General features: G+C 64.7%; 24 protein-coding genes. 19 read left to right on the top strand and 5 right to left on the bottom strand.

All coding sequences use genetic code 11. From position 1 onward, the window contains the following. The 5 genes from AC1DVI_RS29035 to AC1DVI_RS29055 all read left to right on the top strand — a co-directional run. Nucleotides 1-1,367 (top strand): hypothetical protein (locus AC1DVI_RS29035; protein WP_476960922.1); only part of this gene is annotated, 1,367 nt, incomplete at its 5' end. A 1-nt stretch (nt 1,368) separates the two neighbouring features. Next, a complete protein-coding gene (locus tag AC1DVI_RS29040; protein ID WP_476960923.1) occupies nt 1,369-7,158 on the top strand; it encodes a hypothetical protein in 5,790 nt (1,929 codons plus the stop codon). Between the two features lie 6 nt (nt 7,159-7,164). Next, nucleotides 7,165-7,647: a hypothetical protein gene (locus AC1DVI_RS29045; protein WP_200775210.1), complete on the top strand. Its 483-nt coding sequence runs from the start codon at nt 7,165-7,167 to the stop codon at nt 7,645-7,647. Between the two features lie 48 nt (nt 7,648-7,695). Then, the gene (locus AC1DVI_RS29050) at nt 7,696-10,206 is read left to right on the top strand and encodes a type IV secretory system conjugative DNA transfer family protein (RefSeq protein WP_200775207.1); all 2,511 of its coding nucleotides are present in this window, start codon (nt 7,696-7,698) and stop codon (nt 10,204-10,206) included. Between the two features lie 55 nt (nt 10,207-10,261). Next, nucleotides 10,262-11,542 carry a hypothetical protein gene (locus AC1DVI_RS29055; protein ID WP_476960924.1) on the top strand — a complete coding sequence of 427 codons (1,281 nt, stop codon included), beginning with the start codon at nt 10,262-10,264 and terminating at the stop codon, nt 11,540-11,542. Nucleotides 11,543-12,033: 491 nt separating this feature from the next. Here AC1DVI_RS29055 and AC1DVI_RS29060 read toward each other — a convergent pair whose 3' ends face one another. From AC1DVI_RS29060 to AC1DVI_RS29080, 5 genes are read right to left on the bottom strand one after another with little or no spacing between them, the layout of a single operon-like run. Then, entirely contained in the window at nt 12,034-13,446 is a 1,413-nt protein-coding gene (locus AC1DVI_RS29060; protein WP_476960925.1) for a KAP family P-loop NTPase fold protein, read from the bottom strand. Nucleotides 13,447-13,492: 46 nt separating this feature from the next. Beyond that, nucleotides 13,493-13,810 (bottom strand): hypothetical protein, encoded by a 318-nt coding sequence (locus AC1DVI_RS29065; RefSeq protein WP_476960926.1) that lies wholly within the window; start codon nt 13,808-13,810, stop codon nt 13,493-13,495. 43 nt (nt 13,811-13,853) lie between these two features. Next, nucleotides 13,854-14,039: a hypothetical protein gene (locus AC1DVI_RS29070; protein ID WP_476960927.1), complete on the bottom strand. Its 186-nt coding sequence runs from the start codon at nt 14,037-14,039 to the stop codon at nt 13,854-13,856. Nucleotides 14,040-14,073: 34 nt separating this feature from the next. Then, a complete protein-coding gene (locus AC1DVI_RS29075) occupies nt 14,074-14,823 on the bottom strand; it encodes a hypothetical protein (protein ID WP_476960928.1) in 750 nt (249 codons plus the stop codon). A 39-nt stretch (nt 14,824-14,862) separates the two neighbouring features. Further along, entirely contained in the window at nt 14,863-15,339 is a 477-nt protein-coding gene (locus tag AC1DVI_RS29080; RefSeq protein WP_476960929.1) for a hypothetical protein, read from the bottom strand. Between the two features lie 394 nt (nt 15,340-15,733). On the opposite strand from AC1DVI_RS29080, the gene AC1DVI_RS29085 reads away from it, so the two are divergent. The 14 genes from AC1DVI_RS29085 to AC1DVI_RS29150 all read left to right on the top strand — a co-directional run bounded on the left by AC1DVI_RS29085 (nt 15,734) and on the right by AC1DVI_RS29150 (nt 26,560). Further along, nucleotides 15,734-16,384 (top strand): recombinase family protein, encoded by a 651-nt coding sequence (locus tag AC1DVI_RS29085; protein WP_476960930.1) that lies wholly within the window; start codon nt 15,734-15,736, stop codon nt 16,382-16,384. Between the two features lie 3 nt (nt 16,385-16,387). Then, nucleotides 16,388-17,131, top strand: a complete 744-nt coding sequence (locus AC1DVI_RS29090) for a S1 family peptidase (protein ID WP_476960931.1) — start codon at nt 16,388-16,390, stop codon at nt 17,129-17,131. Between the two features lie 30 nt (nt 17,132-17,161). Further along, a complete protein-coding gene (locus AC1DVI_RS29095; RefSeq protein ID WP_476960932.1) occupies nt 17,162-17,689 on the top strand; it encodes a hypothetical protein in 528 nt (175 codons plus the stop codon). Between the two features lie 124 nt (nt 17,690-17,813). Continuing rightward, nucleotides 17,814-18,959, top strand: coding sequence for a RelA/SpoT domain-containing protein (locus AC1DVI_RS29100; protein ID WP_476960933.1), 1,146 nt, complete (start codon nt 17,814-17,816; stop codon nt 18,957-18,959). A 58-nt stretch (nt 18,960-19,017) separates the two neighbouring features. Continuing rightward, nucleotides 19,018-19,167, top strand: coding sequence for a hypothetical protein (locus AC1DVI_RS29105; protein ID WP_476960934.1), 150 nt, complete (start codon nt 19,018-19,020; stop codon nt 19,165-19,167). Nucleotides 19,168-19,243: 76 nt separating this feature from the next. Beyond that, complete coding sequence (locus AC1DVI_RS29110) at nt 19,244-20,491, top strand: hypothetical protein (protein ID WP_476960935.1); 1,248 nt, start codon at nt 19,244-19,246, stop codon at nt 20,489-20,491. 956 nt (nt 20,492-21,447) lie between these two features. Continuing rightward, nucleotides 21,448-21,702 carry a hypothetical protein gene (locus AC1DVI_RS29115; protein WP_456511637.1) on the top strand — a complete coding sequence of 85 codons (255 nt, stop codon included), beginning with the start codon at nt 21,448-21,450 and terminating at the stop codon, nt 21,700-21,702. Nucleotides 21,703-21,728: 26 nt separating this feature from the next. After that, on the top strand, nt 21,729-22,067 hold the full coding sequence (locus AC1DVI_RS29120; RefSeq protein WP_476960936.1) for a hypothetical protein: 339 nt from the start codon (nt 21,729-21,731) through the stop codon (nt 22,065-22,067). Nucleotides 22,068-22,485: 418 nt separating this feature from the next. Further along, nucleotides 22,486-23,373, top strand: coding sequence for an HNH endonuclease (locus AC1DVI_RS29125; protein WP_456511635.1), 888 nt, complete (start codon nt 22,486-22,488; stop codon nt 23,371-23,373). Nucleotides 23,374-23,432: 59 nt separating this feature from the next. Next, nucleotides 23,433-23,744, top strand: a complete 312-nt coding sequence (locus tag AC1DVI_RS29130) for a hypothetical protein (RefSeq protein ID WP_476960937.1) — start codon at nt 23,433-23,435, stop codon at nt 23,742-23,744. 173 nt (nt 23,745-23,917) lie between these two features. Continuing rightward, nucleotides 23,918-24,697, top strand: coding sequence for a hypothetical protein (locus AC1DVI_RS29135; protein WP_456511633.1), 780 nt, complete (start codon nt 23,918-23,920; stop codon nt 24,695-24,697). Between the two features lie 138 nt (nt 24,698-24,835). Then, the gene (locus tag AC1DVI_RS29140) at nt 24,836-25,588 is read left to right on the top strand and encodes a hypothetical protein (protein WP_476960938.1); all 753 of its coding nucleotides are present in this window, start codon (nt 24,836-24,838) and stop codon (nt 25,586-25,588) included. Nucleotides 25,589-25,639: 51 nt separating this feature from the next. Further along, nucleotides 25,640-25,996, top strand: coding sequence for a hypothetical protein (locus tag AC1DVI_RS29145; RefSeq protein ID WP_456511631.1), 357 nt, complete (start codon nt 25,640-25,642; stop codon nt 25,994-25,996). 96 nt (nt 25,997-26,092) lie between these two features. Further along, entirely contained in the window at nt 26,093-26,560 is a 468-nt protein-coding gene (locus AC1DVI_RS29150; RefSeq protein ID WP_476960939.1) for a hypothetical protein, read from the top strand. The last annotated feature ends 68 nt before the right edge of the window (nt 26,561-26,628 follow it).

The following is a 26,628-nucleotide window of genomic DNA, read 5'->3' on the forward strand; positions in this document are numbered from 1 at the left end:
CACGCACGCCGGACGGCCGCTCCCTGGCGGCGTCGACACCCGAAGCCGATCCGCTGTGGCGGCCCGCGGACAGGCCGACGGCGGACCGCCCGTCCTACGCGGCCCCGGCGCCGCACAGCCCGACACCGCACGGGCCGGCGCCGGCGGTCGCCGTCATCGAGCGCGACGCCGCGCCGAGGGTCCAGGCCATGCCGCCGCTCGACCCGCGCTCCACCCCCCTGAGCGGTGCGGACCGGCGGAACCAGGGCCAGCCGCCCGATGCCCTGATGCAGCGCATCGCCAACGCCCAGGCGGCGGTCCAGCCCCGCGCCTTCCTCGACGTCGAGGCCGGACAGCGGCAACAGGCCGTGACGATGGGCGGCCGTATCGACCCCCGCACCGGCATGGTCTACGTGCCCCAGGACCTGTCCTCCGACCGGGCTGCCATGCTTCACGCGCGGTTCGATCTGTACGAGGAAGCGCTCGCCCGCCGGCAATGGCTGGCCGTGCCGCCGCACGAGGCCCGCGAGGCGCGGGCCGCCGGCGCGCTCCACGATCCCGTGGTGAACGGCTGGTACGTCGACCCACGCCTGGATGAGCGGGCGATCGAGCAACTGGAGCGGCGCTTCCCGGCCACCGGACGTCTGGACTCCGCGGCGGCCGCCCAGGCTCTGGACGAGCGCCGCGGCGCGGTCCTCTATTCCCTCGGGCGCCGGGAAGAGGAGCGGACGGAACCGCGACGCGGGGCGCCGCGCCGCGAGCCGGCGTCCGCGGAAACCGGGGAAGCCCCGGCTTTGCAGGACCGCGCCGTGGTCGAGGTGCGGTTCGACCCGGTCAAGGTCGCGGCGGCGGGGTCGGACGGCCTCCCGTCGAGCCGCCCGACCGCCGATTTCGTGTCGCAGGCCGAAGCGGTCGGGGTGCCGATCGCATCCGTCGTCACGACCGACCCGACCCGGTCCACCGTGACGATCCACGCCGCGGACGAGGGACAGGCCCGCGCGGTGGCCGACGCGCTGCGGGAGAACCAGGCGACCGTGGGGGCGACCCCGGCATCGGCCGCGGCGGCTCCACCCCCACCGCCGGCTCCGGCGCCGGTCCACGCCGCCGCCCAGCCCTTCTACGCCCCGGCGCCGGACGGGCCGGACCAGGAGGCGCGGACCAAGGCGATCCAGCGGGCGCGTGGCCTGCCGGCGGATCAGCTCGCGGCGCGCATCGCCGTCAACGAGGCGATGCTTCTGGCCCTGCCCGGCGGGCCGGGCGGCGCCGGCGATCCGGGCCGTGCCCGGCAACGCGCCGAACTGCGCGCCGGTCTCGACGTCCTGACCGCCGAAACGGCACGGCGCGAACGGGCCGCCCGTGGGCGGGCGCTCGGCCAGGGGATGGGCTGACATGGAGACCAGGACGGCGCCGGGCGCTGCGGCGGCGCGGTGGCGGCCGGCGCCGGCGGTCCGCTTCACCACGCCGGAGGGGCGCACCGAGGAGGCCGCCGGCATGGTGATGGAGGGCACCCCCCTGGCCGTCACCCGACGGGCCGGGCTGAAGCGCAACGGCCTCCCCCTCGATCCCTGGATGGTGACGGCCGGGGGACGCGTCGTCGGCCGGCAGAAGACCCGGCAGGCCGCCCGCCTCTTCGCGGAGCGCGCGGCTCCGCTGGCCGACTGGACGTCGCTGCCGGACAGCCCGCCCGACCGCCTGTGGCTGGCCCGCGACGGGCAGCCGCTCGACCGTCTGCTGGCCCGCCTGTCCGTCGCCGTCGCGGCCGGCGACCTCGCCGCCTTCGACGCGGACCAGCAGGAGCTGCGGGAAGCTCTGGAGAACGCCGCCGCTCTCCCCCCTGTGGATGAGGACGCCCCATGGGCGAGGCTCGTGGAGATTCCCGGCCCCCGCTGGCTTCTGGTCGGCCGCGACGTCGAGCGGCTCGACCGGGCTCTCGGCCTGCCGGACGGCGGCGGGCGCGGGGTGTGGCTCGCCGGCCGCCATGGGGACCTCGCCTTTCTCGGCGGCGACCGGGTTCCGGCGCTGGTCATGGACCGGTTCGGCGCGGCGGCGGCCTACGCCGCCCTCCGCAACAGCGGGGCAGCGGTGCGGCGCCTGCGCTGGAGTCACGGCGACCTGACCCCAGTCTTCCCCACCGAGCGGCGCGCCGTCATCGATGTCGCCGGGAGCCGGCTGACCGCCGTCCTCGATGCCGAGCACCGCACGGTGACCCTGCAGGCCGATCCCGACCGGCCCTCCCCCCTCTGCGACCCGCTGGCCCCGGACTGCCGCCGCGACGATTGGACCGTCGGCGGCCTCGCGGTGCCCGACCGGCCGGAGACCGGGCGCGACGCGGCGCAGGCCGCGCTGAGCGCGCCGCTGCGCTTCCCGATCACGGTCACCATCGGTGGCCGGCCGCAGGAATTGATCGCCCGCATCGCCAGTTCCGATCCGCCGCCGGCGGCCTGCCTGTGTTCGCCGCTCGACGAGCTGCGCCTCGAACGGCCCGACGGCCGGCCCTTCGAACGCGGCACGGAGTTCCGCCGGCTGTCCTCCGGCATCCGCTACCACCCCGACCCGCTGGCGCGGCTGGCCGAGGTCGCCCGCGACCGCGCCCAGGACGTGCTCGACGAGCGCTGGAGGCGGTCGCAGAGGGTGCTGAAGCGCATCGACAAGGCGGCGGGGTCGCGCAGCGCCTTCGCGCAGGCTCTGTCCCGCGCCCTCGGCGCCCGGACCGTCCTGGAACTGCGCAACGAGGCGGTCAGCCTCGCCGGCTTCTGGGGCGGGGAGACGTCCGCCGGCGCCGATCTCGCCAAGGCGGCCGGGCGTATGCAGAAGCGCATCGACGCGGCGGGAATCGCCGACACGCGGCTGGAGGAAGCGCGCGGAGCCGCCGCCCGCGCCGTCGCAAGGCGACCGCCGCTCGCGGAGAGGCCGGAGATCCGCGCGCTCTTCCATCCGGAGATGCCCGCCTACCCGGACCCGGACCGGGTGAACCGTGCCGTCGAAGCCCTGCGCCCGGTGATCGCGAAGCGCCGTCCGGAACGGCGGCAGGACGGCGGGACGGATGACCCCCAGTACAGTCTCGGATGGAGGAGTGCGCGGATCTCCGGGCCGTCAGTCGCATTCAGCCTGGGTGCCGTTCCACGCCTTCCGCCCCAACTCCTCTCCTACCGCCGCCAACCCGAACCGCCCGCTCCGGACCGCATTCCCGATCCTGGAGAGAGCATTCTCATCAAGGAGGCCGGGCAGGAATGGCTGTATCGTGCGGTGACCCCGGGTGCGGCGGTGGGACTGCGCGTCGATCCCGACCCAACATATCAGGCCCAGCAAAATCTGCTGACCACCGCGCTACGCCCCTTGGCGTCATCGTGCCTGCCGACGGACCTTGCCGAAGGCCGTGTCCATGTGGTCGGTGCGATCGTTGCCAAGGTCGGCGGTGCCGGCGGGCCGATCGAGCCGCTTTCCGGGCTCACCGCGCCGTTGCGATCCGGCGACGGTTCGGTCCATCATCACGCGTTCGTCGCGATGACGGACGCCAACCCCGCAAACGCCCTCTTTCATGAGTCCGTCCATGTCAACCTCCGGGAAGGCCGCCTCTCCGCCGACGAATTCCTTCCGTTCTGCGATCCCGAATCTTGCCGACTTGGAGCGGAGCGATTCGGATTCGCCGGATACCCCGTTCGAAGATTCGCTGAGGAACTTGCCGCACACGCGCATGCTGAAGCCGCAGCAGGGCCCGCTGGCCGCACCCCCGTTGCCTGGCGGTCCGCGGGTGACGACGTCCGTGCCGTCCGAGCTGCTGCCTTACTCGATCACCTTGTAGCGGATCTCGCCCTCCCGGATCGGGCATCCGCCGTCCTCCAGGCCCTGGCCGACGGGACCGGCGGTGCCCGCCCGGCGGTTCCGGAGGCCCGGGAACTCTGGCTGCGCGAGATGGGACGGCACGGCGGCGCGGCCGATCCCGTCATTTTCCGCGCTGAGGATTTCGAGTCGGTTCCTCCCCGGCAGTACAGCGTTGCCGCCGGCCGGGACGCGCCCCTGTCCCCCGCCGACCGCGACGCCCTCCAGGCGCTCTCGCGTCACCTCTCAGGTGCCGGCCTGTCCTGGGGTTTCGCCCTCCCCGGCGCCGATCCCCGCGGCCGCCGCATCTTCACCGATAAAACCTACAGCGCCGCGGTCGGCGAAGTGCGGCTCCGGCCCACAGCGGACGGCGCCTACGCGGCGGAGGCTCTGCCCTGGACCGCGCCGGCCGGCCGTCTCGAGCAGGGCGAGCCCGGCAAATGGCCCGCGCACCCGGTCATGGAGAAAGCCGTGGCCGCCGCCGCATCCTTCGCCGGCGGCACTGCGATGCCGCCGGTCCGCGTGCTCGATGAAGAAGACGCGCTCGGCGACGTTCCGCCCTGGCGGCTGTCCAGGGCCGAATACGTCACCCGCCGGTTGCCGGACTTGGCGGATCTCGATCTCCGGGCCATCGACCCGCGGTTGGTCAAGCCGCTCGCCCGCCGCCACGCCGCCGCCGTGTTCGACGCCGTCGCCCGGGGCGAGCCGGTTCCGGACCGCGTGCTCGCCGGGCACCCGGTGCTCGTGCAGATGGACGCCGCGGCGCGCGCGGTGGCCCCGGACGACCGCGCGCGGCCGGTCAACGAGCCGGAGCCCGGTGAGGACTGGACGGCCCGGCCCGCGGTCCTGGCGGTGTCCGGTCCGGACGGATGGGAGAAGGTGACCCTGACGGTCGAGGCCCGGGGGCCCTTCGCGGTCCATCGCCCCGTCGACCTCCGCATCGTCGGTTGGAGCCTGGCCGGCGGACCGGACCTGGACGCCGCCGCCTTGCGCAACGCCGCCGCGGCCGCCCGCGGACGGTCGGATGCGGTGGACGGCGCCATGCGCCGCTACGAGGCCACCGCGCTCGCCGAGGCTCTGGACCGCATCGCCGCGGACATGGAGGGGGGAACGGCTTATCGGTCCGCCGCCGCCCGGGAAATCGCCCGCGCGCGCGGTGCGATGCCGCGCGCCGACCTCGCGGCGGCGCTCGGTGGCCGCGCGGCGCCGCTGATCAAGACGCGGACGTCGGGCCGCGGCTGGGTGGTGTCCCATTTGCCGACCGGCCTGCCCCTCGTCACGGCCGCTCACGCCGTTCCGACGAAGAACGAATGCCGGAGGGTCGTGGACGCCATCGGGACGGGCTGGCCCTGGGCGGAGGTCACCTTCGGCCGCCTGCCCGATCTGCTGCGCAGCCCCGCCTACCGCGCCGCCGCCGACCGCTGGGGCGAGGCCGGTGCGGCGATCCATGCCGTCTGCCAGGCCCGCAAAGCCGTGCGGCAGGCCCAGGCCGCCGTGATCAAGGCGCAGGCCACCCTGGTCCAAGTTCAGGACAAGGAAACCGCCGCTATCGAGAAGCGGAACGGCATCCTGGGCTATGCCCCTTCTGCCGACATTCCTGCTGCGGGACTTCATCAATATGCTATGAGATCGGATGCTATGGACGCGCAAAGCGGTCCGGTGCGTGCTATCCGGCAGGATGAGGCCTGTGGTAAATTGCTGTCTGTCCGGGACCGAGACACGGGCGCCGGACTTGCCTTGGAGACTCATCGGATGTCCACACTGACCGCCGCCACCGTCGCGGAACCCTCGCCTTTGCCCGAGCCCTTGTCCGGCAAGAGCTTTCCCCTTTCCGATCCGGCCCTGCGCGCCGCCTACGCCGACGCGGCCCAGACGGCGGCTGATGGCGATGAAGGAGCGCTGACCGTCGCCCGTTTCGCGCAGGGCGACGACGTCGCATTGTTCGCCGCCGGGGTCGCGGCGGACGAACTGCGCGCCCTTGCGCGGATCGCCAACCTTCCCCTGACCGATCATGGGCCCGAGGGCGTCGCCGTCCCGGTCTCTGCCCTGCCCGTCCTGCGCGGGTTCAGCGCGGTCCCGATCGTCGAGGCCGATCTGACCGCCACCGCGGAGTCGCGGAACTGGTCGCGCGCCGCGCTTGCCGGCGCCGGTGCCGCCGTTGGAGTGGCGGCCGCGGCCGGAGCCGTCCACCTCGCCGGCCGCGACGATGTTCCGGTGGCGCTCGCCGCCGCCGAAGCCGTCGATGAACCGATCCGGAACGCGCGCGAGCTGGCCGAAGCCGCGCTCGCCGATGCCGGCCAGATCGCCGAACGGCTGACCCGGAACGCGGCCGACGTCGGCGCGTCCCTCGCCGAAACCCGCCGGATGATCGAGGAGGCGTTGGCCGGCACCGCGCCATCCGCTGCGGTCGGCCTGCCCGCCGTCACGGCCGAATCGCCCAAGGTCGATCCGTCTGACCTGGCCAGGGTCAGCGAGGCCGAAGCCGCGATCCGGGATGGCAGCGTCGGCGCGTTGCTGACTCCGGCCGACCCTGCTGAACCGCAGGCCGTCGCGGACATATTGGCCCGGATCGACGCGGTGCGGGCCGGGATCGCCGCTCCTGTCCAGGAAGTGTCCGAGTCCGCATCGGCTGCCGCACCGGTGGAAACCGGCCCACTCCTGGCCGGAGTGATCGCCGAGGTGGACGCCAAGGCCACTGAAACGATCCGCGCCACGCTTGAGGCGAACGGCAGCGGGGTGTGGTACGAGGGGGCCCTCGACGCCGCACGCGCCGTGGCGCAAAGCGTCGGCGATCTTCAGTTCTCCACCGGTGGCGGCACGGCGTCCGCGTCCGCCTCCACCCCGGCACCCGCGGCGATCCAGCCCTTTTACGCCCGCAACGATGAGCAAGGCCTTGCCGAGGCTCGCGTCCGCGCGCAGGGCATCCCGTCGGACGACCTTGCGAACCGGGCCGCCGTGACCGCGGCCCTGCTGGTCCGCCGCGAGGCCGACCCGGCCGCCAACCCGGCGACGCTGGAGGCGCTGCGCGCGGGCAAGGCGGTGCTCGGGGAAGAGGTCCGGCGCCGCGAGGCGGGGCTTCAGGCGATCCAGCCCTTCTTCGTCGCCGAGGGCGAGGCCGGCCGCAACGAAGCGGTTCTGCGCGCCAGCCGAATCCCGGCTCCCGATCTGGCGAACCGGCTGGCCATGACCAAGGCCATGCTGGCCGCCAAACCGTCGGAGGCGGGGGGCTCGGCCGGTGTGCGCGGCTCGCTGGAGCGCGGCGTGGCGGTCCTTGAAGGCGAAACGTCGCGCCGGGCCGCTCTCGACCGGCCTCAGGACATCACCAGGAAGCCGACGAGGCGTGGGGGGATGGAAAGATGATGCGTCATGCGACCTGACCAGCGATCCGGCGGCGGCCCGCCGCCTGCGGTCGACGCGAACGCGCTGCTGGAGCGGATGCGCCTCGAGGCTCCCTTCACCTACGGGTCCGGGCTCATCCACGCCTACACCGCCATCCGCAACCGCGGCGAGGACCCCTATCCGGTCCGCGAACGCCTCGCGGCGCATGTGCGCCAGTTGGAGGAGGAAGGCAAGATCCGCCCGAAGGGCCGCCGCCAGGACCCCACGCCGCTGGAGCAATACGCCGACACCGTCGACGCGATGCGCGCCCACGTCGACGCCATGGCGCGCCTTCCCAAAGGCTCCCAGGCCTACATCGACGAGGGCAAGCTGTTCCGGGCGGCGGAGATCAACCTGAAGCGCGTCCACATGACGATGCTCGAGGAGGCCAACCGGCGCGAAACCCCCGTTCAGGGGGCGGCGCCGGCGGCGCGGCAGAGGCGCTCGGCGCGCGGCGGCGCCGAGCGCTGAGAACGCCGGTGCTCGATTTCCCGACCATGCCGCCGTCACACTGGCGGCATGGTCGAAGAAATCGAACGTCAGAAAGCGATCGCCTGGTTCGTCATGAGCGCCCTGATCGGCCTTCTGGCCGCGGCGGCGCTCCTGACCTGCGCCTTCCCGCTCTACAAGCTGTTCAACGGGCTCGACTTCTCCCGGTCGACAGGGACCTGGCCGGCGCTGGGTGCGCTGCACGATCCGGGCTGGCGGCCCGGCTTCTCCCTCCGCTGGCTGCGCGACACCGGGGCCTACTACGCCATCGGGCTCTGGCAATACCCGACCCTCTGGGCCAAGCCCCTGTGGGTGCTGCTCGTGCAGGCGCCCCTGGAGGTCTGGGGCATGCCGCACTGGAGCGTGATGGTGTCCCTGGCCGCTGGGCTCCTCGTGGCGCTGCGCGTGGCCGAGCGTTGCCCCTACGAGCTGCAGCGCAAGAGTCACGGCAGCGCCCGTTTCGCCACCGACCGCGACATCCGGAAGGCCGCCTGGGATGCCAAGGACCGCTACGTCAAGAAGCGCGGGCTCTACTCGCCGACGGGCATCGTGCTGGGACGGGCGCCCAACGGTCGCCTGCTGCGGATGCCGGAGACGCTGTCGGCGATCCTCATCGCGCCGCCCGGCTCCGGCAAATCCGCCGGCATCATCCTCCCCAACCTGCTGGCCGACTGGCCCGAATACCAGCCGATCCTGGGCTTCGAGACCTTCGGCTGGGCGCTGGGGCGCAAGACCTACTGCCCGAAGCCCACCTTCGTGGTCAACGATCCTAAGGGGGAGCTGTACGCCAAGGCCCTCAAATGGCTGATCAAGGCCGGCTACAAGGTCATCAAGCTGAGCCTCGGATCGATGGACGGCGACCGCTGGAACCCGCTGGGGTTCGACAGCCTTCCCGGCGGCCGCGAGGTGCCGCGGACCCGCACCCGCATCCTCGACGCCCTGGGGCGGGTCTATGCCGATCCCATCCGCGCCCTGGAGATCCTGATGGTCGAGGTCCGCGACCGGACGGACTGGGTCGCCGCTCTGGGAGCCGACCCGACGCTCGGCGGCCGCCTGGTGATCCGCGATGAGGTGATCGCGCTCGAAGCCAACGCCCTTGCCACCTGGACGTCGCCGGCCCGCGCCACTCTGAAGGACGTGCTGGGCGACATCATGAAGCTGTTCACCTGGCAGGCGCAGCGCGAGCAGTACGTCAAGCGTCTGGCGACCATGGCCATCGACGAGAAGATCGAGCCGCATTGGCGCGACAAGGGCCGGGCGGCCCTCCAGGGCTTCTCGCTGTTCACCATCTACCGCTGCGAGGCCGATCCGCAGCTCGGCGAGCCGTCCTTCGGTCGCCTCATCGACTTCATGACGGAGGCGACGAAGAACTTCCAGCCCGATCCCACCGCCGGCGAGGACCAGGACGCGGTCGCCTCCATGCTCCAGGCCTGGATCGCCGAGGCCGAGCAGCGGGGCTACCCCGCGCGCGTCATCACCGAGCTGGCCTCGCTGTCCCGCACGCCGTCGAAGGAGCGCGGGTCCGTTCTGTCGACCATGGAAGGCGGCATCGACATCTTCAAGGTGGCCACCGTGCGCAGCCGCACGTCGGCCTCCGATTTCGGGCTGGACGAGCTGCGCTTCTCCAAGAAGCCCGTGGCCCTGTTCATCGTGACGCCGCTGGAAGACGCCGTGGCGCTCGGCAAGATCACCGGCATGTTCTTCGAGAGCAGCGCCGCGCGTTTCATCAGTCAGGACGAGAAGGACATCAAAACCAAGGGTCGCCCGATCATCTACCTCGCCGACGAGTTCTGGACCCTGCCAACCGGTATGGAGAGCTTCCTGCAGATCCCGGCGCTCGGTCGCGGCCAGTGGGTGCAGCTCCTGCTGGTCGGCCAGAGCTACGGCCAGATCGCGCTCAAGATCAACAAGGAGGCCGTCGGCATCCTCAAATCGGCGGTCGGCGCGCAGATCCTCCTGCAGCAGAACGACAGCGAGACCGCGGAAGCCGTCAGCAAGGCGGTCGGCAACTACACGGCGATCACCGCCAACGTCAGCCAGACGGAGGGCGCCGGCAAGGAGGTCAAGATGTTCCAGTGGAACACCTCGCGGTCGGCCACCGGGCTTCCGCTCCTGCCCGCGCAGCGTCTGCTCACCATGCGCAAGCTGGAAGAGCAGTACGTCCTCTATCAGGGCATGATGAGCCGGCCGATCGAATGTTCGTCGCCGGCGTGGTTCAACGACCCGGTGATGACCGAGCGGCTTACCGGCGAGCGGCCCGGCGGCCTCGCCCGGTTCGGCCGGTTCGTCGCGGCTATGCTGCCGCGCACCGCCTCTCCGGCCCCCCTGGTCGGCGCCGCGCGCACCGACGACGAGTTCGAGCGCGCCGCCGCCGCGGCGATCGCGGCCGCGGTGGCCGCCCAGGAGCAGAAGGTGGCCAACCAGAACGCCGTCCTGGGCCAGGCTCCGGCCGGCGCCGCGCCGCCCTCGCAGGGCTCGACCTTCCAACCCGCAAGCGGCGCCGACTTCGTCGCCGGCGACGATCAGAGCAAGGCCGCGTGACCCTGCTCATCCCACAACGCCGGCGTCACACCGGCACGCCACCTGAGGACCTCCCATGCTGCTGATGCCCCCTGTGACGGTTCCCCCTCCCGTCCCCGCCTACCACGCCGAAGCGCCGCCTCGCCCCCAGCTCATCCGCGTCGCCGGAGGGCAACTCTGCGTGCCGCCAGGGCAGGCGCTCACGCGTGACATGCTCGATGCTTCACAGAGCGACGCCGACCGGGCGAGCGCCACCCACATCAAGAGGCGCCTTGCGCAATTGCCGTCCGGAGCCGAGGTCGTGGCCGGCGCCGAGCGTACGGGGACCGCCGTCTACATCGATCGCTTTGCCATGCTCAAAGCCGCTGGTGTCGCAGCCGCCTATGTACCGTCGGTAAACGCGGTGCTGCTGGACCCCCAGACCCCGCCGGACGACGCGGTGCATTATCTCGGCCATGAATTCGATCACGCGCGCCGCCGTGGGCCGGCAACCGACCCACGGTTGGCGGCGTTCCCGACAGAAGATCGCGTCGTCGTCGGCATGCCCCGCGAGCGTTTCGCCGCGGAAATGGTCCGCGAGGAGTCTCAGGTGCACGCCCGCCAGGTTGCTCTGCTCGTCGAACTGGCCGAGCGTGGCCGCTCCGCCCCGCTCGCCGGTCTGGTCCGGAACGGCGCGGACGGTTCCCGTCCGCTGTGGGCTGAAGCCGTCGATACCTACAAGGCGGAGATGGCCAGGAGTCGCGACCCGGAGAGGGCGCGCGAAGTGACGGCCGACCGCATCGCTGCCGACCCGCATTTCACCGCAGCTTATTCTGAGTTCGCGCGCGTTCAGTGGGAAGGCGCCCAAACCCGTTGCGCGGCGATCGGCGCGCAGTCCATGAACGATGCCCCGGTCGGCGTCACGTCGGTCAGCTTCACCCCGCAGACCAGCTATGCCCAGCCTTCCGGCGGCCGCAGCCCCATCGGCGGCGGGCCCGTCCCAGAGTCGTACACACCCGTACCGCACCAGCCTTCACGCAGCTACACCGAGCTCCCCGGGATGGGGTTGCCCGAGGTCGCCCGCCTTCCGGTCGCCGCCGCATCGGCGGACGAGCGCCGTCGTCTTGCCGCCGAACTCAGCGTCAGTTCGGACGCCGTGCTGACCCAGCGAGCGCTTGTCACGCAGGCGACCCGCCGAGAGTTGATGTCCGGAAACGCCCGGCCCATCGATCAGATCGCCGCACTCGACGGCGGGTTGGACATACTGCGCCAGGTTGCCCGCGGCCGTGGCCTCGATGTCCCTGTTCTCCCTCCCGCGTCGCGTGACAATGTCCAGCGGACGGGGCCAGGTCTTCGAACCGGCGGCCTCGAACTCTGACCATAGCGTTCTAATTGAAGACGACGATGGTGCCGATCAGCCACTGCCGGAACCGGATGAGGACCGCGAACCAAGCGAACCTCCTGTCGGGGTTGCTGACCGAACGGAGTTCCCTAATGTGCGCAAGGTTGCCATCGCCGGCCCGCCCTGTGGCAACGACTTGGCCATCCGCTCCAGCTCGGCCGCGAACACGCCGCGATACGGTATGCTCCAGCATGAGATCGCGTGATGCCGATCATGATCGTTCATGTTCAGCAGCCTGACGGCTTCCAGCGTCCAAGGGTCCGTAGGAGCAACGCGCACAAATGCCGCCAGCCCTTCGGGAAGCCGGGAACTCGCGCGTCCATGCATTGGCCTGTCTCCGCTCCGGTCTGGCCGCGCGCTGCAGCGCGGCTTCACTCCGATCATTCTACGGGAAGGTTGGAACCGATTTCGCGCACCGGCGGAATTCACATACCGGGCGTTTTCTGGAGATCCGGCGGCCGGTACCCTCAGCGCACGGCGGGTGCGAGGTCGTCGAGGATCGCGGCCATCAGAGGCAGCAGTTCCGGCCCGCCCCCAACACTATAATCGAAGAGGCTTCGAGAGCAGGCCTCGATAACCGCTTCGTCCGTGAGGGCCGGGTCGGTCGCGTACTGCCACCACTGGGCAAACCGTTCCGCGCTCTTTCCTCCATTCGGCCAGCTCGGAAAGTTGAAGTACTCCGACGCTTCCGCCCAAGTGATCCGCCCAACACGTGCCTTTGCATAAAGAGCCGGCGCGTGGACGCTCATGAAAACTAGGCCGATCATGAGGGACGGAACGCGGAGGTGGCGCTTGTTCGTAGCGGCGTAGAGCAGCACGACCACGGAGGCGACGCGTTCGAGGGTGCGCAGAGAGACGGGGTGTACGGTGCTGAGCACGCTGATCAGTTCGCGTGCGTGGTTGTCATAGACATGGTCATCAGTGGACAGCGCCATCGATGTCCAGAGATGCTTCAGGTAACGCTGCTGGATAGACCTCCCGTGCTCCGCCTTGTTCGGCAGCTGGAGGCGCAGATGGAAGAATTTCTCCAGGTAGGTGCGGGCGTCCATCTCGGCGCCGTACTGGCCCCGCACAACGGTCTCGATCTGCGGCATATGCGTGACCAGGACGAAACACACGCCGTCCACGGAGAACAGGTGCTTGATCTGTTCTAGGAGGCTGAGGGCAAAGCTCGGGCGGCATCGGTCGAGCTCGTCGATGATGAAGACCAGAGGGCCGGCGGCAGGAGCTTCGCCCGCTGGACCTGGGGCGTCCGCATCGGCATCAGCCGATGCTCTCCGCAAGGCGGCGGCGAGCCTGGAGAGATCGTCGCGGAAGGCGTCGAGGGCAGCGCGATCGGCTTCCACGGCATTGAGACGCTTTTCGATCAGTTTCTCCGCAAGGGAGGCGGCATCGCCAGCTGCACCCTTGCCGACATCGCCCGCAACCTCCGTCAAGCTGTCGAGATCGGATGCCGAAACAACTCCAAGACTTGCGCCACGGACGGCCACCTTCGCCAACGTGGGCAGGAGTACCTTGCCAGCCTTTTTTGCTTTGTCAACGAAGGAGGTCAGCACCGTCTTCCTGTCCTCAGGCAGGTGCTGGCGGGCCAAGGCGGTGATCTCGGCGGCCAACGCAAGAAAGGCGTCAGGCTGGTGGTCGTTGGCGAAAGCATCGAAGACGATCACCGGCACCTTGCGCTGACGCAACAGGCCGGCCCACTGTCTGGCGAAGGTTGATTTGCCGCTTCCCCAAGGACCGTCGAGCGCGATCACCAACGGTTCATCGATGCGCTGCACGAGATTGGCAAAGTTCTCACCGAACGGCTGAAGGCCAAAAAGATCGTTCTTGGCGAATCCGTCGAGGTCGGCGATGTCAAGGGGCTTGGGCGTAAAACGCATGAAGCTGTCTTCCTCGCGTGGCGCTGCTTTTTGGGGCCGGCGTTTTTCAGAGATTATGAGAGCTGCCGTTTTCAAGGCGGTCGAGACGGACGTGAGCCTGATCCATCTCATACTGAGAAGGCCAGCCCAGCAGCTTACGCATGTCGTGCGCCAGAGCATTTCGACCGGCCTGCTTGCCCGAAGAGTAGCCGCTTTCCTTCGCTTCCTTCGCCAAGGCGATCACCGCGGCGATCTGATCGTTCGTCGCCATCCACGGCAGGCGGAATAGCTCACCATCCCAGTCATCATGGTGGACGATGGTGGTGTTGCCTTCGGTCGTGACGGGGTGGTTGGCAACGATGCGATCGGTGTTGGTGTCGGACATGGCGGCCCTCCGTGGCCGGGAAAGTGGGGTATTGCAGACGGGTTCAGATGCGCTCGCGGTCGCGCACGCGCTGCATGTCAGCAGCGGCTTCGGCTTCGGTATCAAAATGGCCGCCGATCCAGTCAGCGACCTCCCACGTCCATTTGCCCTTGTGCATGCCGGCACGAGCCTGGAAGACGCGGGCCTCGGCGTTGGCGGATTGTCCGACGGTGATCATGCTGGGGAACATGGCGGCCCTCCTGCGGCCGGGGTCAGATGGACAATCAGGCGGCGATGTCGGCAGGCCCGGCGGCGGCGATCAGCACGTCAGCGCCGGCCAAGTCGACGGGCGCTCCAGCGCTCCGGCAGCCCTCCAGGAAGGCACTCAGCGCTTCGCGCAGTGCCTGCCCCGACTGGCCCGGTGCATGGGCCGGATCGCTCGGGTCCTCGAAGGCGTCGCTGGCCGGGTGCTTGCCCTGCAGGTGGAACAGGGCGTCATTGAGCCCGTCGAACACCATCTCCTCTTTGACCCGCTGGTAGACCAGGCGGAGGATCTTGACCACGGACAGGTCGGGCGCGACACGCAGCTCCAGGGCAAACCCCTCGATGCCCCGGCCGTGGACGTTGAACCAGGCCAGCCCGTCGTCATGAATAACGAAATGGGGGAGAACGGTCTCGATCGCGGCGGCGATCCGGGACACATAGGAGACAGCAGCCTCTGGCTCCTTGGGATCGGCAACGCCGACCGAGACGACGGTCTGATCGATATCGGTCCACTTGCCACGGTGGCTCAGGCCCATCTTCTCCAGGAAGAAGGACTTCAGCATGTAGAGGTGGATCGCGGTCTCGGATCGGAGCAGGGCGGACCAGTCCGGCACGCCGCGCCAGGACTTGATGAGGTCCAGGGCGTCTTCCTCATCGAGGACGGCAAGCTGCCCCTCCAGATCCTCGACGTCGCTCTTGGCCCTCTTCAGGCGCACGCGGGCGTTCCGGAGGCGGCGCTCGACGTCTTTGCGTTCGTTCTCTCGGGACATGCCGCCCTCCTCTGGCCGGAATTTTATGGAATGAGCATATTACGGCCATTTCGACCAGGGTGCCGCGAACACTGGGTCGTGTTCACCAGGCGCTGTGTCAAAGCGCCGTGCTACCGAATGCGTTTTAGAACCGACCCTGCGCACAACCGCCATATCAATCGGATATCCGACGTTCTGTGGAAACTCCTGCTCCATCAAGGCGACTGTACGGGCAGCCCAGAGATCAAGCTGAAACTGGCGGTCGCCAAATCGATGCTGGTCGACAGCGACTCCTTGGGCGACCCTCGCCAACCGTGGCGTATCCGGCCCCATAAGAAAGGGAACGCCACCAGGTCGATACGATGTGGTGATGCCATCCGGGAGTGTCAGCATGTTGACGAAGCCGTGTCCCTTCATGGGATCAAAGCCAGCTCCGATAATTCGCATGTCTGGGACGGAGGTCACGCCCTCACGGGACGCGTGTTCAAGAGCCTCAGCATGAAGCTGGCGGCCATGGGGAATGGCGGTGCCGATCATGCGCTCCCATGATTGGCGGATAGCGGAGCGCTGTTCCACGATGCACGCTCGGAGGCGGTCGCCGTAGGTACCGAGCCCACCCTGTGCGAACAACAGATTTCCGATGGAGTGCAACTTAACGACAGGGGGCAGAACGCGGTTTTGCACCAAGTCCCAGCGCCGACTATCAGCGGCGAGGAACGCGCCTTTGCCCCAACAATATCCAAGTATGACCGTCACAATGTGGCTCCAACTCATTAGGCCAAAGTGATTTTATAACGTAAAGAGGTAACCGGCGGGACGCCCAGCCCGACGTCCCGCCGGTTGCTGAAGCGCCTTAGTAACTCTCGCCTTGAAATGTATCTGGCGCTGTGGCACCATGCAAGGGCTTTCGTCATGGGATACAATTTTTTCAATGGCAGTGAACCGCGGATACGCACGGCAAACCCGCAACGGTATACCCATCGCCCACCAGCTTGACGCGTTGCGCGCGGCCGGCGTGGAGGTGGACGGGAAATATGCGCCCGTCTATGTCGACCGCCTGCCCGACCGACGGGCGCATCGGACGGTGACCGGCGACGCGCTGCCCAACCGGGCCGCCGTGCTGGCCGACCTGCGGCCGGGGGCGCGGCTGGTGGTGGCCGGGCTTGATCGGCTTGGGGTATCTGCCGGGGATATCAGGGCCGTGATCGACACCCTGATTGACCGCGGGTGCTCTGTGCACGACGCCGTTGCTGGCGCCACCTTTGACGCCGAGACGCCGCGTGCCGATCTGTCGGCCGCCACTCTGGCGGCAGAAGCGTTGCTGAAGGCAGAGCGCGTCCGCAAAGCCCGGTCAGTGCGGGCGGAACGCCTTGCCGCCGGCCTGAAGGCCGCCGCAGGCGGAAACAAGGCGTGGAATCCCACGCCAGAGGCCGAACAGGACTGGCGCGACCTCTCGCTGACCCAAGCCCAAGTGGCGGAGCGTCACGGGGTCGCCCCGATCACGCTGCGGCGGAAGTTCGGGGCGCGCGACGCCCCGCGTGGGCGCCGGCCGAAGAAACAACCAATTGAGGACAAGAGCTAGACCATGCCCAAGCGCCTGCAAAAACACACAAGAGGACGTGACCTCAAGAAGGCCGGTGGGTTCACGGTCGATATGAGCATTTTCATCTACCCCCTGTTCGCGGCAACGATCCAAGACAACGTTCTGGTGCGGTTCATCGGCACCTCGTTCCTGATAAATCGCGCGGGAACGCTCGCCACCCGTGCTCACGTCATCGAATCACTGACAAGTGAAGAGCGGGCTGTCGCTGGCGATGCAAGGACCGGGGACTTCTATCCGGTCGACAACCTCCGCTGCCACCCGACCATGGACTTCGCAGTCGGTCATTTACCGAGGGTAGGTGCTTGTCCTCCGGCGTTGCGCGGCGTCACTATTACGGGCTTCGATGTGGCGGTGATGGGCTTCTCATCAGACCAGCCGGTGGGCACCTCCATCACGATCGATCCAAGGATGTTCAAGGGGAACATCTGCAGGACCAACGCAGGCAAGCCGGTCCTTCCGCGCACCCGGTCGACATGCGAAATCACCTTTCCGATACCCGCCGGCTTCAGCGGCTCCCCGCTGCTGGATGCGCACCGTGGCGGCGTGATCGGAATGGCACACGGGAACTTGGAGTCGTCCATCACGACTTTTGCGCTGACGGAAGTTAGCGACGACGGCAAGGAATTTCGGGAGAAGGTCAACAGAGTGATCGAATTTGGCCATGTGCACACGCTAGATGACCTCGAAGTTTTCTGTCGCGATCTTGGCGTGCCGTTCTTCCAATAAATATCGTCATGTCTCACTTCGGAGCCGACTATGAGCATCTGCGAGCTGCAACCGTTGAACCTTTTCCGAGGTTCATTGTCCGCCGCCCGTAGGTCTCTGCTTCAGCGCCTGGTTGAAGCCGGCGGCTCGCTGGCCGGGGCATCTCTGTCTACCCGTGAACGGTCCACCGCGTTCCGTATGACCGCCTCTGCGGCAAAGCTGATCGAATGGACTCGACCGCAAAACGGGGAGCGCGACGGAAATCTGGCCGAATGGACCCTGTCCATTACGGAGACTGGCCGCACCGCCATGCGAGACATGCCTCGGGATCTCGACAGCAGACACGTCGCTGCCTTGCGCCATCTTGATCTGCGCGCTTGGCGTAACTGGCAGGATGCTCCTGCTCCAGCCGATGCGCAGGCGTACGAGGAGCTGGTGGCCCTTAAGCTGGTCAAGGCTGATGCGGCTGGAGTGCTCTGCCGCCTGACCGCGCACGGCGCCGCGGCAGTAGAGGGTTTTAAGCTGCTTGGCGACCAGCCGATCGAGGAACTCTATTCTGAGCGAGCCAGTCATGGCTGAGTGGCTGACCGATCAGCCTGAGCACGATGTCGGCCCAGTCGCGACACGCACCGGGGCGATCAGTTTCGCCGAGGCAGCCGCCAACAACACACACCGGTTCCAGTAAAGGAGCGTTCGCGGCGCCATGTCCGATTACCCTTATTGCAGGTACACTAAGAGCGAAATTGCAGCCGCAGGAAAGATTTTAAGCGGCACAATTCTGCATGACCCAGCGAGAGCAGATGAGATAAGCGAAATATTCCGCATTGCTTATAACTGGCGTGACTCGCACGCATTCCCAATGCGTCGCATCCGTCATGAGTTGATCCAAGGGTTAAGGCATGCTGGAATAATCGGCCTTACATCTGCTCGCATGAAGCGCATGGCGTCAATCCGGCGAAAGCTGCGGTCAAGTTCTATTAGGCTTCCACAAATACAGGATCTTGGAGGCTGTCGCGCGATCCTTAATCAAATGGCCGATGTGACTACAGTAGTCCAACGCTATCGCGAAGGCGTCAGCCATCATGTCGTGCACAGCGAGAACGACTATATTGCCGAGCCGAAGCGCGACGGTTACCGCAGCTACCACGTGGTGCTGCGCTTCCAGCCCAAATACGACCATGACACCCCATACGCAGATCAAAAGGTAGAAATACAAATTAGAACACGCCTTCAGCACTCCTGGGCGACAGCAGTGGAAGCCGTTGGGATGATGCGGGGTGAAGATTTCAAGTCAGGAGAAGGTAACGCCGACTGGAGGCGGCTTTTTGCACTCATGTCAGCTGAGTTTGCTGCGCAGGAAGGCGGCCCTGTAGTGCCAGATACACCATTACGCAGCAATGAGCGGCACCAAGAGCTAGCCGAACTCACGAGCAAACTGGATGCCGTACGCTTCTTGGAGACCTTAAACAAGGCGTTGAATGTCATTGATCGTAATATTGCGGCGAACGCCAAGTTCTTTCTCATTCAGTTTCACCGTCAACCGGGGGCGATCGAGAGCATAGTTCGGGTTAGGGGTTTCCATGGACCGGAAGGCGCGGCGGCGTCCTACGGAGCCGAGGAGGCAGCTAACGCTTCCGTGAACTCCGTCCTTGTCGAGGTCGATAAGGCTGAAAACCTCAAGTCAGCCTACCCTAATTACTTCCTCGACGTTACAACGTTTACTGACATGTTGCGCGATATCGTAACGCCAAACTGGCGCCAATCCCTAAGCTATGACCCCGCACGCATCGCAAGTACCAAGAGCACACTACAAGCATGGCAACTCTGGCGACAACGTGGCCGGCGTTAGTCTGTCCTATGTCAACCCAACCATGACCTATTTGACATTCCAGGATAGGAGGCGCGCCGTGGACGTGCAATTTTTCTTAGAGAGGCGGCTCGCGTTCATCCGCCGGTACCACGCAACCGCCGTCGCTCCATTCCAAGAGATCGTGCGCAAAATCGAGGCGGACGAGGAACGCATTTGCGAACCGCCTCATGCCGCGCAGACGGCGTGAGCGGTCCGCAAAATAGGAGAGACTGGGATCTGAGGCCTACCGTCCCGCTGCGTTGAAGATAAATCCGGAGATACGAATGCCCTACTACAAGCGCGAAGAAGTTTTGATGGGAACCAAGTGCAGCAATTTTGACATGATTTCCAATTACGGAAGGATGATTCAGGAAGAGGTCGATAAACTGCCATCAAATCAAGTTGTTTCTTCTCCGATGGAAGATTTAGTGAATTATTTCAACGAGAAATACAAGCTTGATGTTCCGGTCGTTGACCCGGATGCCGTGTTTGTTGAAAGCCAGGGCGAGGCCAAAATTGATGTCAGCCACCGTTTCGACTACGGCTTCCGCCGGGGAGAAAGGGCGGAAGTGAGCGGACAGCAGATCATAGTTGCAGCGCCTTTCACCGGCGATCCAGATCTCTTTCACGTCCGGGCATCTAGGTTCACCATGAGCCCGCCGCGGATTATGATTGGTAGCGACCACATCTATCTTCGATTCGCCGATGTCCAGTTAGATGGCGAACGCATCCGGGCAGAAATAAATAGGCGACTGTCCGAAGTTGCGGAACACCTTCAATGGCTTCGGAACGATTTCGCCAATTGGAATGAGCAATTGCCGGGTTTGGTCCGCCAGAAGATTTCGGCGCGCAAGGATCGTCTTCTCGCGCAGGCGAATGTTGTGGCATCAATTGGCATCCCGATGAAGCGTCGGCCGGACGAAGCTTTGACTTATGCAGCACCCGAGGTCCGGCGGAGGATGGAGGTCAGGCCACCTCCCGCCCCGAAGGCGTCCTTCAAACCAGAGCCTGCGTTGGATGCCAATGAGTTCGAGCACATTCTCAGTATCATTGGCAAGGTCGCCGTAGTGTTTGAGCGTAGTCCTGCATCCTTCGCGCGAATGGGGGAGGAGGCGCTGCGTGACCACATTCTGGTTCATCTAAACGGGCATTATGATTCTGCGACAGGAGAGACGTTCAACGCAGCCGGGAAGACCGACATCCTTATCCGGTCCGGCGAGAGGAACGTCTTCATCGCAGAGTGCAAATTTTGGCATGGACAAAAAGGATACGATGGCACGATCGACCAGCTGCTCTCGTATCTGACGTGGCGGGACACCAAGGCAGCTGTGATCATCTTCAACCGGAACAGAAACTTCTCCGGGGTCCTTCAGTCCGTTCAGGAGCAGACAGGAAAACATCCCAACTTCAAGCGCAAGCTCGCAGCTGCTTCGGAAACGTCATTCCGGTATGTTTTCCGGCAAAACTCTGACGAGGCTCGCGAGATGCACCTTGCGGTTCTGGTCTTTGATATCCCTTCCCCTGAGGCCTGATCCGCAGGTCCTCAACGACTTTTAAGGCATTTTATCAAAGGAGGCCCGGCCAAAGGAGGCCCGGCTCGCCGGCCGCCGCGGTGAGCGTGGATCTCGTCACCGCTCGCAGGTCCCGCGCGCCAACGGCGCCGGCCAGCAGCAGGATCAGCACCGCCCGCCCGGTCGGCCGCCGCGGTGGTGGAACTGGACGAGCACCCGGCAGGTGCCGGTCACCAGCTGCAGGGCCTGCGCGCCAACGGCGCCGGCCAAGCTCATAATTTTCGCGCATGGCGAGCATGCGCGCGGTAGACTCCACCAGCAGACAAAGCGAGGCCTCATGAACCGCCGGCTATCACCCGTCCGAGATCCTGAAATGACCGACAGGCGCCGCCCGGCAGATGCCGAGCCTCCGGAGGCTCTTGATCCGGCCGCGGCATTTGCGCTGGGGCAGTGGGGCATGGCGAAGCGGCTGGCTCAGCCTGGTCAACCGCCGCGTCGACGCTGAGATGTCCAGGCGGGCATTGACCTGCCGCTGTCTATAAATGGAGAAAATGATGGAAAAGGATTCAGAATTGGCTTCATCTACCAAGAAATCGTATGAATGTCGGGTCTCATATCAACACGGCAAGAGTAATGGCAATAGAACAGTAACTATAGAAGCCGAAACTGGCTCTGTAGCGGCTTCTCTTGCCGAGGTCCTAGTGGTTCAATCTGATCGTTCGTTCACCCGAGTAAAATGCGTATCCTGTCATGGGAAAGATACGATAAAATGGTCTTGCAGAGTCGCCTATAAGAACAGCGCAAGTAATGGCCATGAAACAGTAATCATCGAAGCGGATACCCAGAGTTTAGCTATACAGTTATCGGTGAACGAAGTGGAAAGACGACATCCAACTTATACGGACATTAAATGCTCATCTTGTAAGGCGACATAAAATAAACCGTTAACATCTCTGAAACCAAGCGAGGAAATTGGGATGATTACTCAGTTCTGCACTATCGCATACGGCCACGAGCGGCAGGCCAATGGCAAGTACAAGCTTTTCCGCAAGGAGGGCGACGGCGAATGGCGGATGGTCATGCCCGATCATCGGCGTCACTTCCATGAGGCCATTAATGAGTTCGCCGAGACCTATCCTGAGGGCACGGCAATTACCAGCACATGGGACGAGCTGGACTACGATCTACCTCCGACGCCATGGGATTGGATGAAAGACGACGACCTTGGCTGATTCATAATCCATGTAGGAAGGCCGTGATGAATGAAACTTTACGCAACCGGCTCATTGAAATCGCGAAACGCAAGCGCGTTGCCACGTACAGTGATGTCGCCGCGCCACTCGGGTTGGACATGAAACTTGAGGGAGATCGGTCGACGATCAGTGACCTGCTTTGCGACATATCGACGGCTGAGCACGAGGCTGGCCGCCCTCTACTTTCAGCGGTGATTGTCACTTCAGAAAACGGTGCTCCCGGGTCGCTTCCTGGAGAGGGATTTTTCACAATGTCGAGCCGTCTGGGCTTCGACGTGTCCGATCGCTTCATGTTTTTCGTTACGGCTTTGAACGAAGTTCATGCTCACTGGTCCAAGAGCTGAGAATAATTTGGTCGTCCAGAAAGGGAGCCACCAATACAAGATGGCCAACCAAGTTGAAGAAATCCACCTTGTGTGCAGGCACTCTACCAATGTGACTGACCTAACGAACACTCATTTCATTAGCGGGTGGTGGGTAGTAGCGGAGCGTCACATCAAACCTGGTGTCGTGTTCGCGTTGCATGAGGAAAAGGGAAGCCCCTCTTATCTTCACGGTAGGATAGAAGCACTTGTCGCTGTCGAGAGCGGTAACGATCAAGGCCGCCGGGTGCAGGTCCTCGTTAGGCGCACACCCGACCCGACGTCATGGAAGGGCGGAGGCTCCGGCACCTCCGGCTACCTTTGGTCTGGCCTTGATGTTGGTTCCCTCCCAGTCGTCCCAACTACGCTCCCAGAGTTCCTCGGTGGCGGCAACAAGCCGATGAAGTCGCTGTTCGAAGCAAAGTCCTTTGGCTGGCCAAAGGCGACCGCCCTGAACGCCCGGATCGGTGTGCAGGTAGAGGAGGGCGCCCGTCTCGGCCAATTAAAGGGCATCCTTGCCCGACTGGCCGCCGTCCTAGGCGAAGCCCCCGTGCCTTACGCGTTTGTCGATGAGTCGGGGATGCCTTGGCGTCTGGATGCCGGCACGGTTGCAAGGGCGATCGCGAAGGGGTGGATCGAACCCGCTAGGCCTGGGCCAGCCGGTCGCGTGCGCGAGCTTTTCCTTTCCGACAACTTCCGACAAGGGCATGCCGAGGTTATAAGAATCTGGAGGGAAAGTGCGCTCAATACCGAGGCAGCTGTGGCTCTGATGGCCGAGGGTGCGCTGCCGCGGCCGGTGGAGAACTCCGAGGAGGCAAAGGATCCATATGACGACTTCGACCCAGACAGCGTGCCTCTCGATGCTTTTCGCAATCTCATCTCAGCATTAAGGTCAACGAGGCAGGGGCAGCCCGCATTCCGGGCCACATTGCTGGAGGCATACGCCGCGCGTTGCGCAGTGACCGGCTGCCGAGTCCCTGAAGCGCTGGAGGCGGCGCATATTATTCCCTATGCGCTTTCCGGTAGCCAAGGTGCGCTACCCGCGAACGGACTACTGCTCAGGGCGGACATCCATGCCCTGTTCGATGGGGGCCTCATCGGGTTCAGACCCGAATCTGATGGAAAGGTACTGGTCGAGGTGTCGCCTGTGATCGCCGAGACCATGTATGGCAAGATGCACGCCCGTGAACTCAGGTTACCGAAGAACCCTGCCTTGGCTCCCAGCCGAGCGGCGCTGACGCTGCGTCGTGAGCGATTTCCCCTTCGGCAAGATGGAACAGGCGCATAACGAGCCTCGGGCGGGACGTCAGGGGCCCGTTAGCAGACCAGCATCCAGAAAGGGAAGGGGTGACCGTGGAAAAGGCCCTGTTCGTTCCGCTGAAGACGGAGCATTTCGAGGCGTTCGCCGCCGGCCGGAAGCCGGAGGAATACCGCCCCTATGGTGCCCGCTGGAATGAGCGGACGTGCTGGCCGGGCCGCCGCGTCACCCTCTCCCACGGCTACGGCAAGCGCCGCCGGCTGCATGGCACCGTGACCGGCTTCCGGATCGTCGGCGCCGACGCGCACCCGGCCCTGCCGACCCTGTACCCCGGCCGCACAGAGTTCGCGGCCATCGCCATTTGCTTGGACGGCGTCGACGCTGCCCGGGCGTCGATCTAAGGAACCCTGAGGCGCTCTGAGCCGCGCATGGAATAGGAGAATTGGACGGACATGTGCTTGGTGAAGGCTCGCGACGTGACGCTCGAAGTTCTGGACAGTCGGAACGGCACGATCCTGTTCACTCAGAAAGCCCAATGACAGGTGCTGAGGCACCACAATTTCACGGACAAACTATGGCCGCCATCGTCTGGAAGGATCCCACGTCGTGGATGGGAATGATCGACGCCGCTCTGGGCGGCAGGCTCGCCTGCGCGGCTGGGCCGCGGATCAAACTGGCCGACACCGAGGACTGGTACCTCGATGATTCGGAATGGGTGGAGTTGCTGGCACACTGCCTGGACGAGGACGCCGATGGATTGGTCGATGATCTTGCAGAGCGCCTGAGCAGCCAGACCCTGCGCGTCTATCACGGATGCAGGCCTGTCGACCTCGACAGCTATCGGAAGCACGGAATCCGGGTGCTGGATTGTGCTGCGATTATCGCACAAACGCGGGAATGGCTCGAAGCCGATCCCGGCAATGACGACTTGCTTCCGCTGCTTTCCGGTATGACGGAGCGGGTCGATCCGGCGACACGGGAAGGGCATGTTTATTTCGGGTTGGACGACCGCTTCCTCGTGGAACATTGCGGCCACTACCTGATCTACGGAAGCGAGTTCCTGACGGCTGGCCTCGGCCGTCAAAGGCAGGTACTGACCACCCGCGGGCGGCCGACGATAATCGAGGTGGATGTGCCGATCGACCGCTTGGCTCCGACACTCCAGGACGAATTGACCAAGCTATTACTCAGGGATTGGGCTCGCATCGCAGCCTGGGACGAAGTGCGCACGTACCCCCAGGATTTCGGCTTCAGTCTGCGCTATGACGTGCCACCTTCTTGGATCGTGGGCTTCACTCACCCGCCTTGGGTTCCTGACCCACTTGATCAACGCCGCGTCAGGGTGTTTGACTGAGCCGAGGGGAGTCCACCGCGGCCGGTATCGCGGAAGAGGCGCCAAGACGGAGCGTGGACAAACCTCGATGACGTTCTCCGCGTTCACGGCAGCTTTCGTGCACCTGTTCTGACGCGTTCAGCAAAGGAGCGAAAAATTTTGACCAGAGGCGGTATCATCATTCCCGATGGAAACGCAGCAATACACGACGATATACCGGCTGTCGTCGAATTGATTGTTCGTACTGCTCGTTGGGTAGCTCCTGACACATTTTGCCGCTTGCCCGTCTGGTGCCCAGAAATCGCCCGAGGACAACCGTTGTACAGCGCTGGATGGCAGCGCCCGGCAACCAACACCAAGAAGGGCTCACAAATCACGTTGGAAAAAGCCGAAGGTAATGTTGCCGCGCTGAAAGCTCTAGTGGCCGCGCTTGACGTTGCTTCGCCCAAACCGAACAATTGGACTGTTTGTCATATATGGGGCTACGACGATCCAACTTTTGCCACGCGCAGCAGCATCGTACAGGATCCACGCTACTACTCCTGTATTGCCAATATGGTTTGGGTTCCAACTGCACTTAAGGCTTTTACCGATGCCTTGCCTGAGGTGAAGACACTCCTTCGGACCTGTGCTTTTCATCTGTACGGGTGGGCTTGCGAACACCCCTCTGTAGCGGATGCGGCTGCTGAAATCCGTGGTGGGGTGCTTCCTCCGCATTATCCTGACCAGTGGCCGAGCCCTGCGCAGCCGAACCTTGTACCACCCGGTGTGTCGCCGTTCTCCGAGCGGATTGCTGCAGAAATTGCGAAACGAAAAGCGAAATGGCGTGCTGATTTGGCCAACCCCGAACTTATCCACTACCCGCGTGATCAAGTTCGGGATGTTCTGGCATTCTGGAAGGTGACGGCCTGAGGCCAAAGCGGCGTGCGATATTGTTGCTGACGTCCAACAAGGGAAGCACAGATGAATCGACGCCAACGCTGGGCCACGGGTCTCATGACAACAGGGTTCATCCTGATCGGCGCGGCGATGCTGTTCGGCCTGACCGCCGGCCAGCCGGTGGTGGTCAGGCAGTCGGGAGGCGTCACGGCCTACCATGCTGCGGACGTCTCGACGCTGGCGGCGTTCTGGCTGATGCTTCAGGCGGGAGGCTGGGCGGTTGTCTCTGCCGTGCTGCTGCTTCCCAAGGAGCCGGTTGGCGTTGGGCTTGGCTTCCTTCTTCCCAGCCGTGCCGGCGACATCGCGTGTTTGTCCGTTCTGGTCGGACTACCGATCGTGGCGAATTTGGTCAAAATCCTGGCGTCGATTTTAGGAACATAGCAAAGAGGGGATTGAAATTTTGAGCAATAAGGCCTAACAACTGTCATTCCATGAGAGGTTCTTTGGCGCATTTTGATGATATTAGGGGATTTATACATGAATAATACCATGCGCGCGTTCTGGCATTCCATCGTTACCAGCCGGTTAGGGTGGTCATATATTTTTCGTGTTATCTCCGCTATACTGATAATAGCCTCATTATTTTCGTTAGTATTTGGATTCCTGGCGAATGCTATCGTATTCTTAAGAGTAGTTCAGAGTAATTATCCAGTGGAATTCTTTTTTTCTGGTATGTCAAGATCTGATCTTTTTGTTATTTTTTTTGCTGCCGCTGTCTGCATATTCATGCTGAATGCAGTTGTGTTGGTTCTTGGCGTTTGGCACCCACACTTTAACATTTCCAATTGGGGCAGCGAGAAACTTTCCCCGCGTGGCTTTCTGCGTCTTAACTGCACTGGTTTACACTTCAGCAGTGGAAACAATATCGTCACTACCGGGAATGCAAAGGTAATGAAGTTGCGTGAAGCCGCCCATCTATATGTAGTGGGTCGCCGTTTCGGTTGATGACGCCAGAACGACACGCTTTTCTGGCCTGAACAGCGATTGCTGAGGCGGGATCCGAAGCGAGAACC

The organism is Azospirillum sp. P4_B5 (assembly GCF_056402275.1).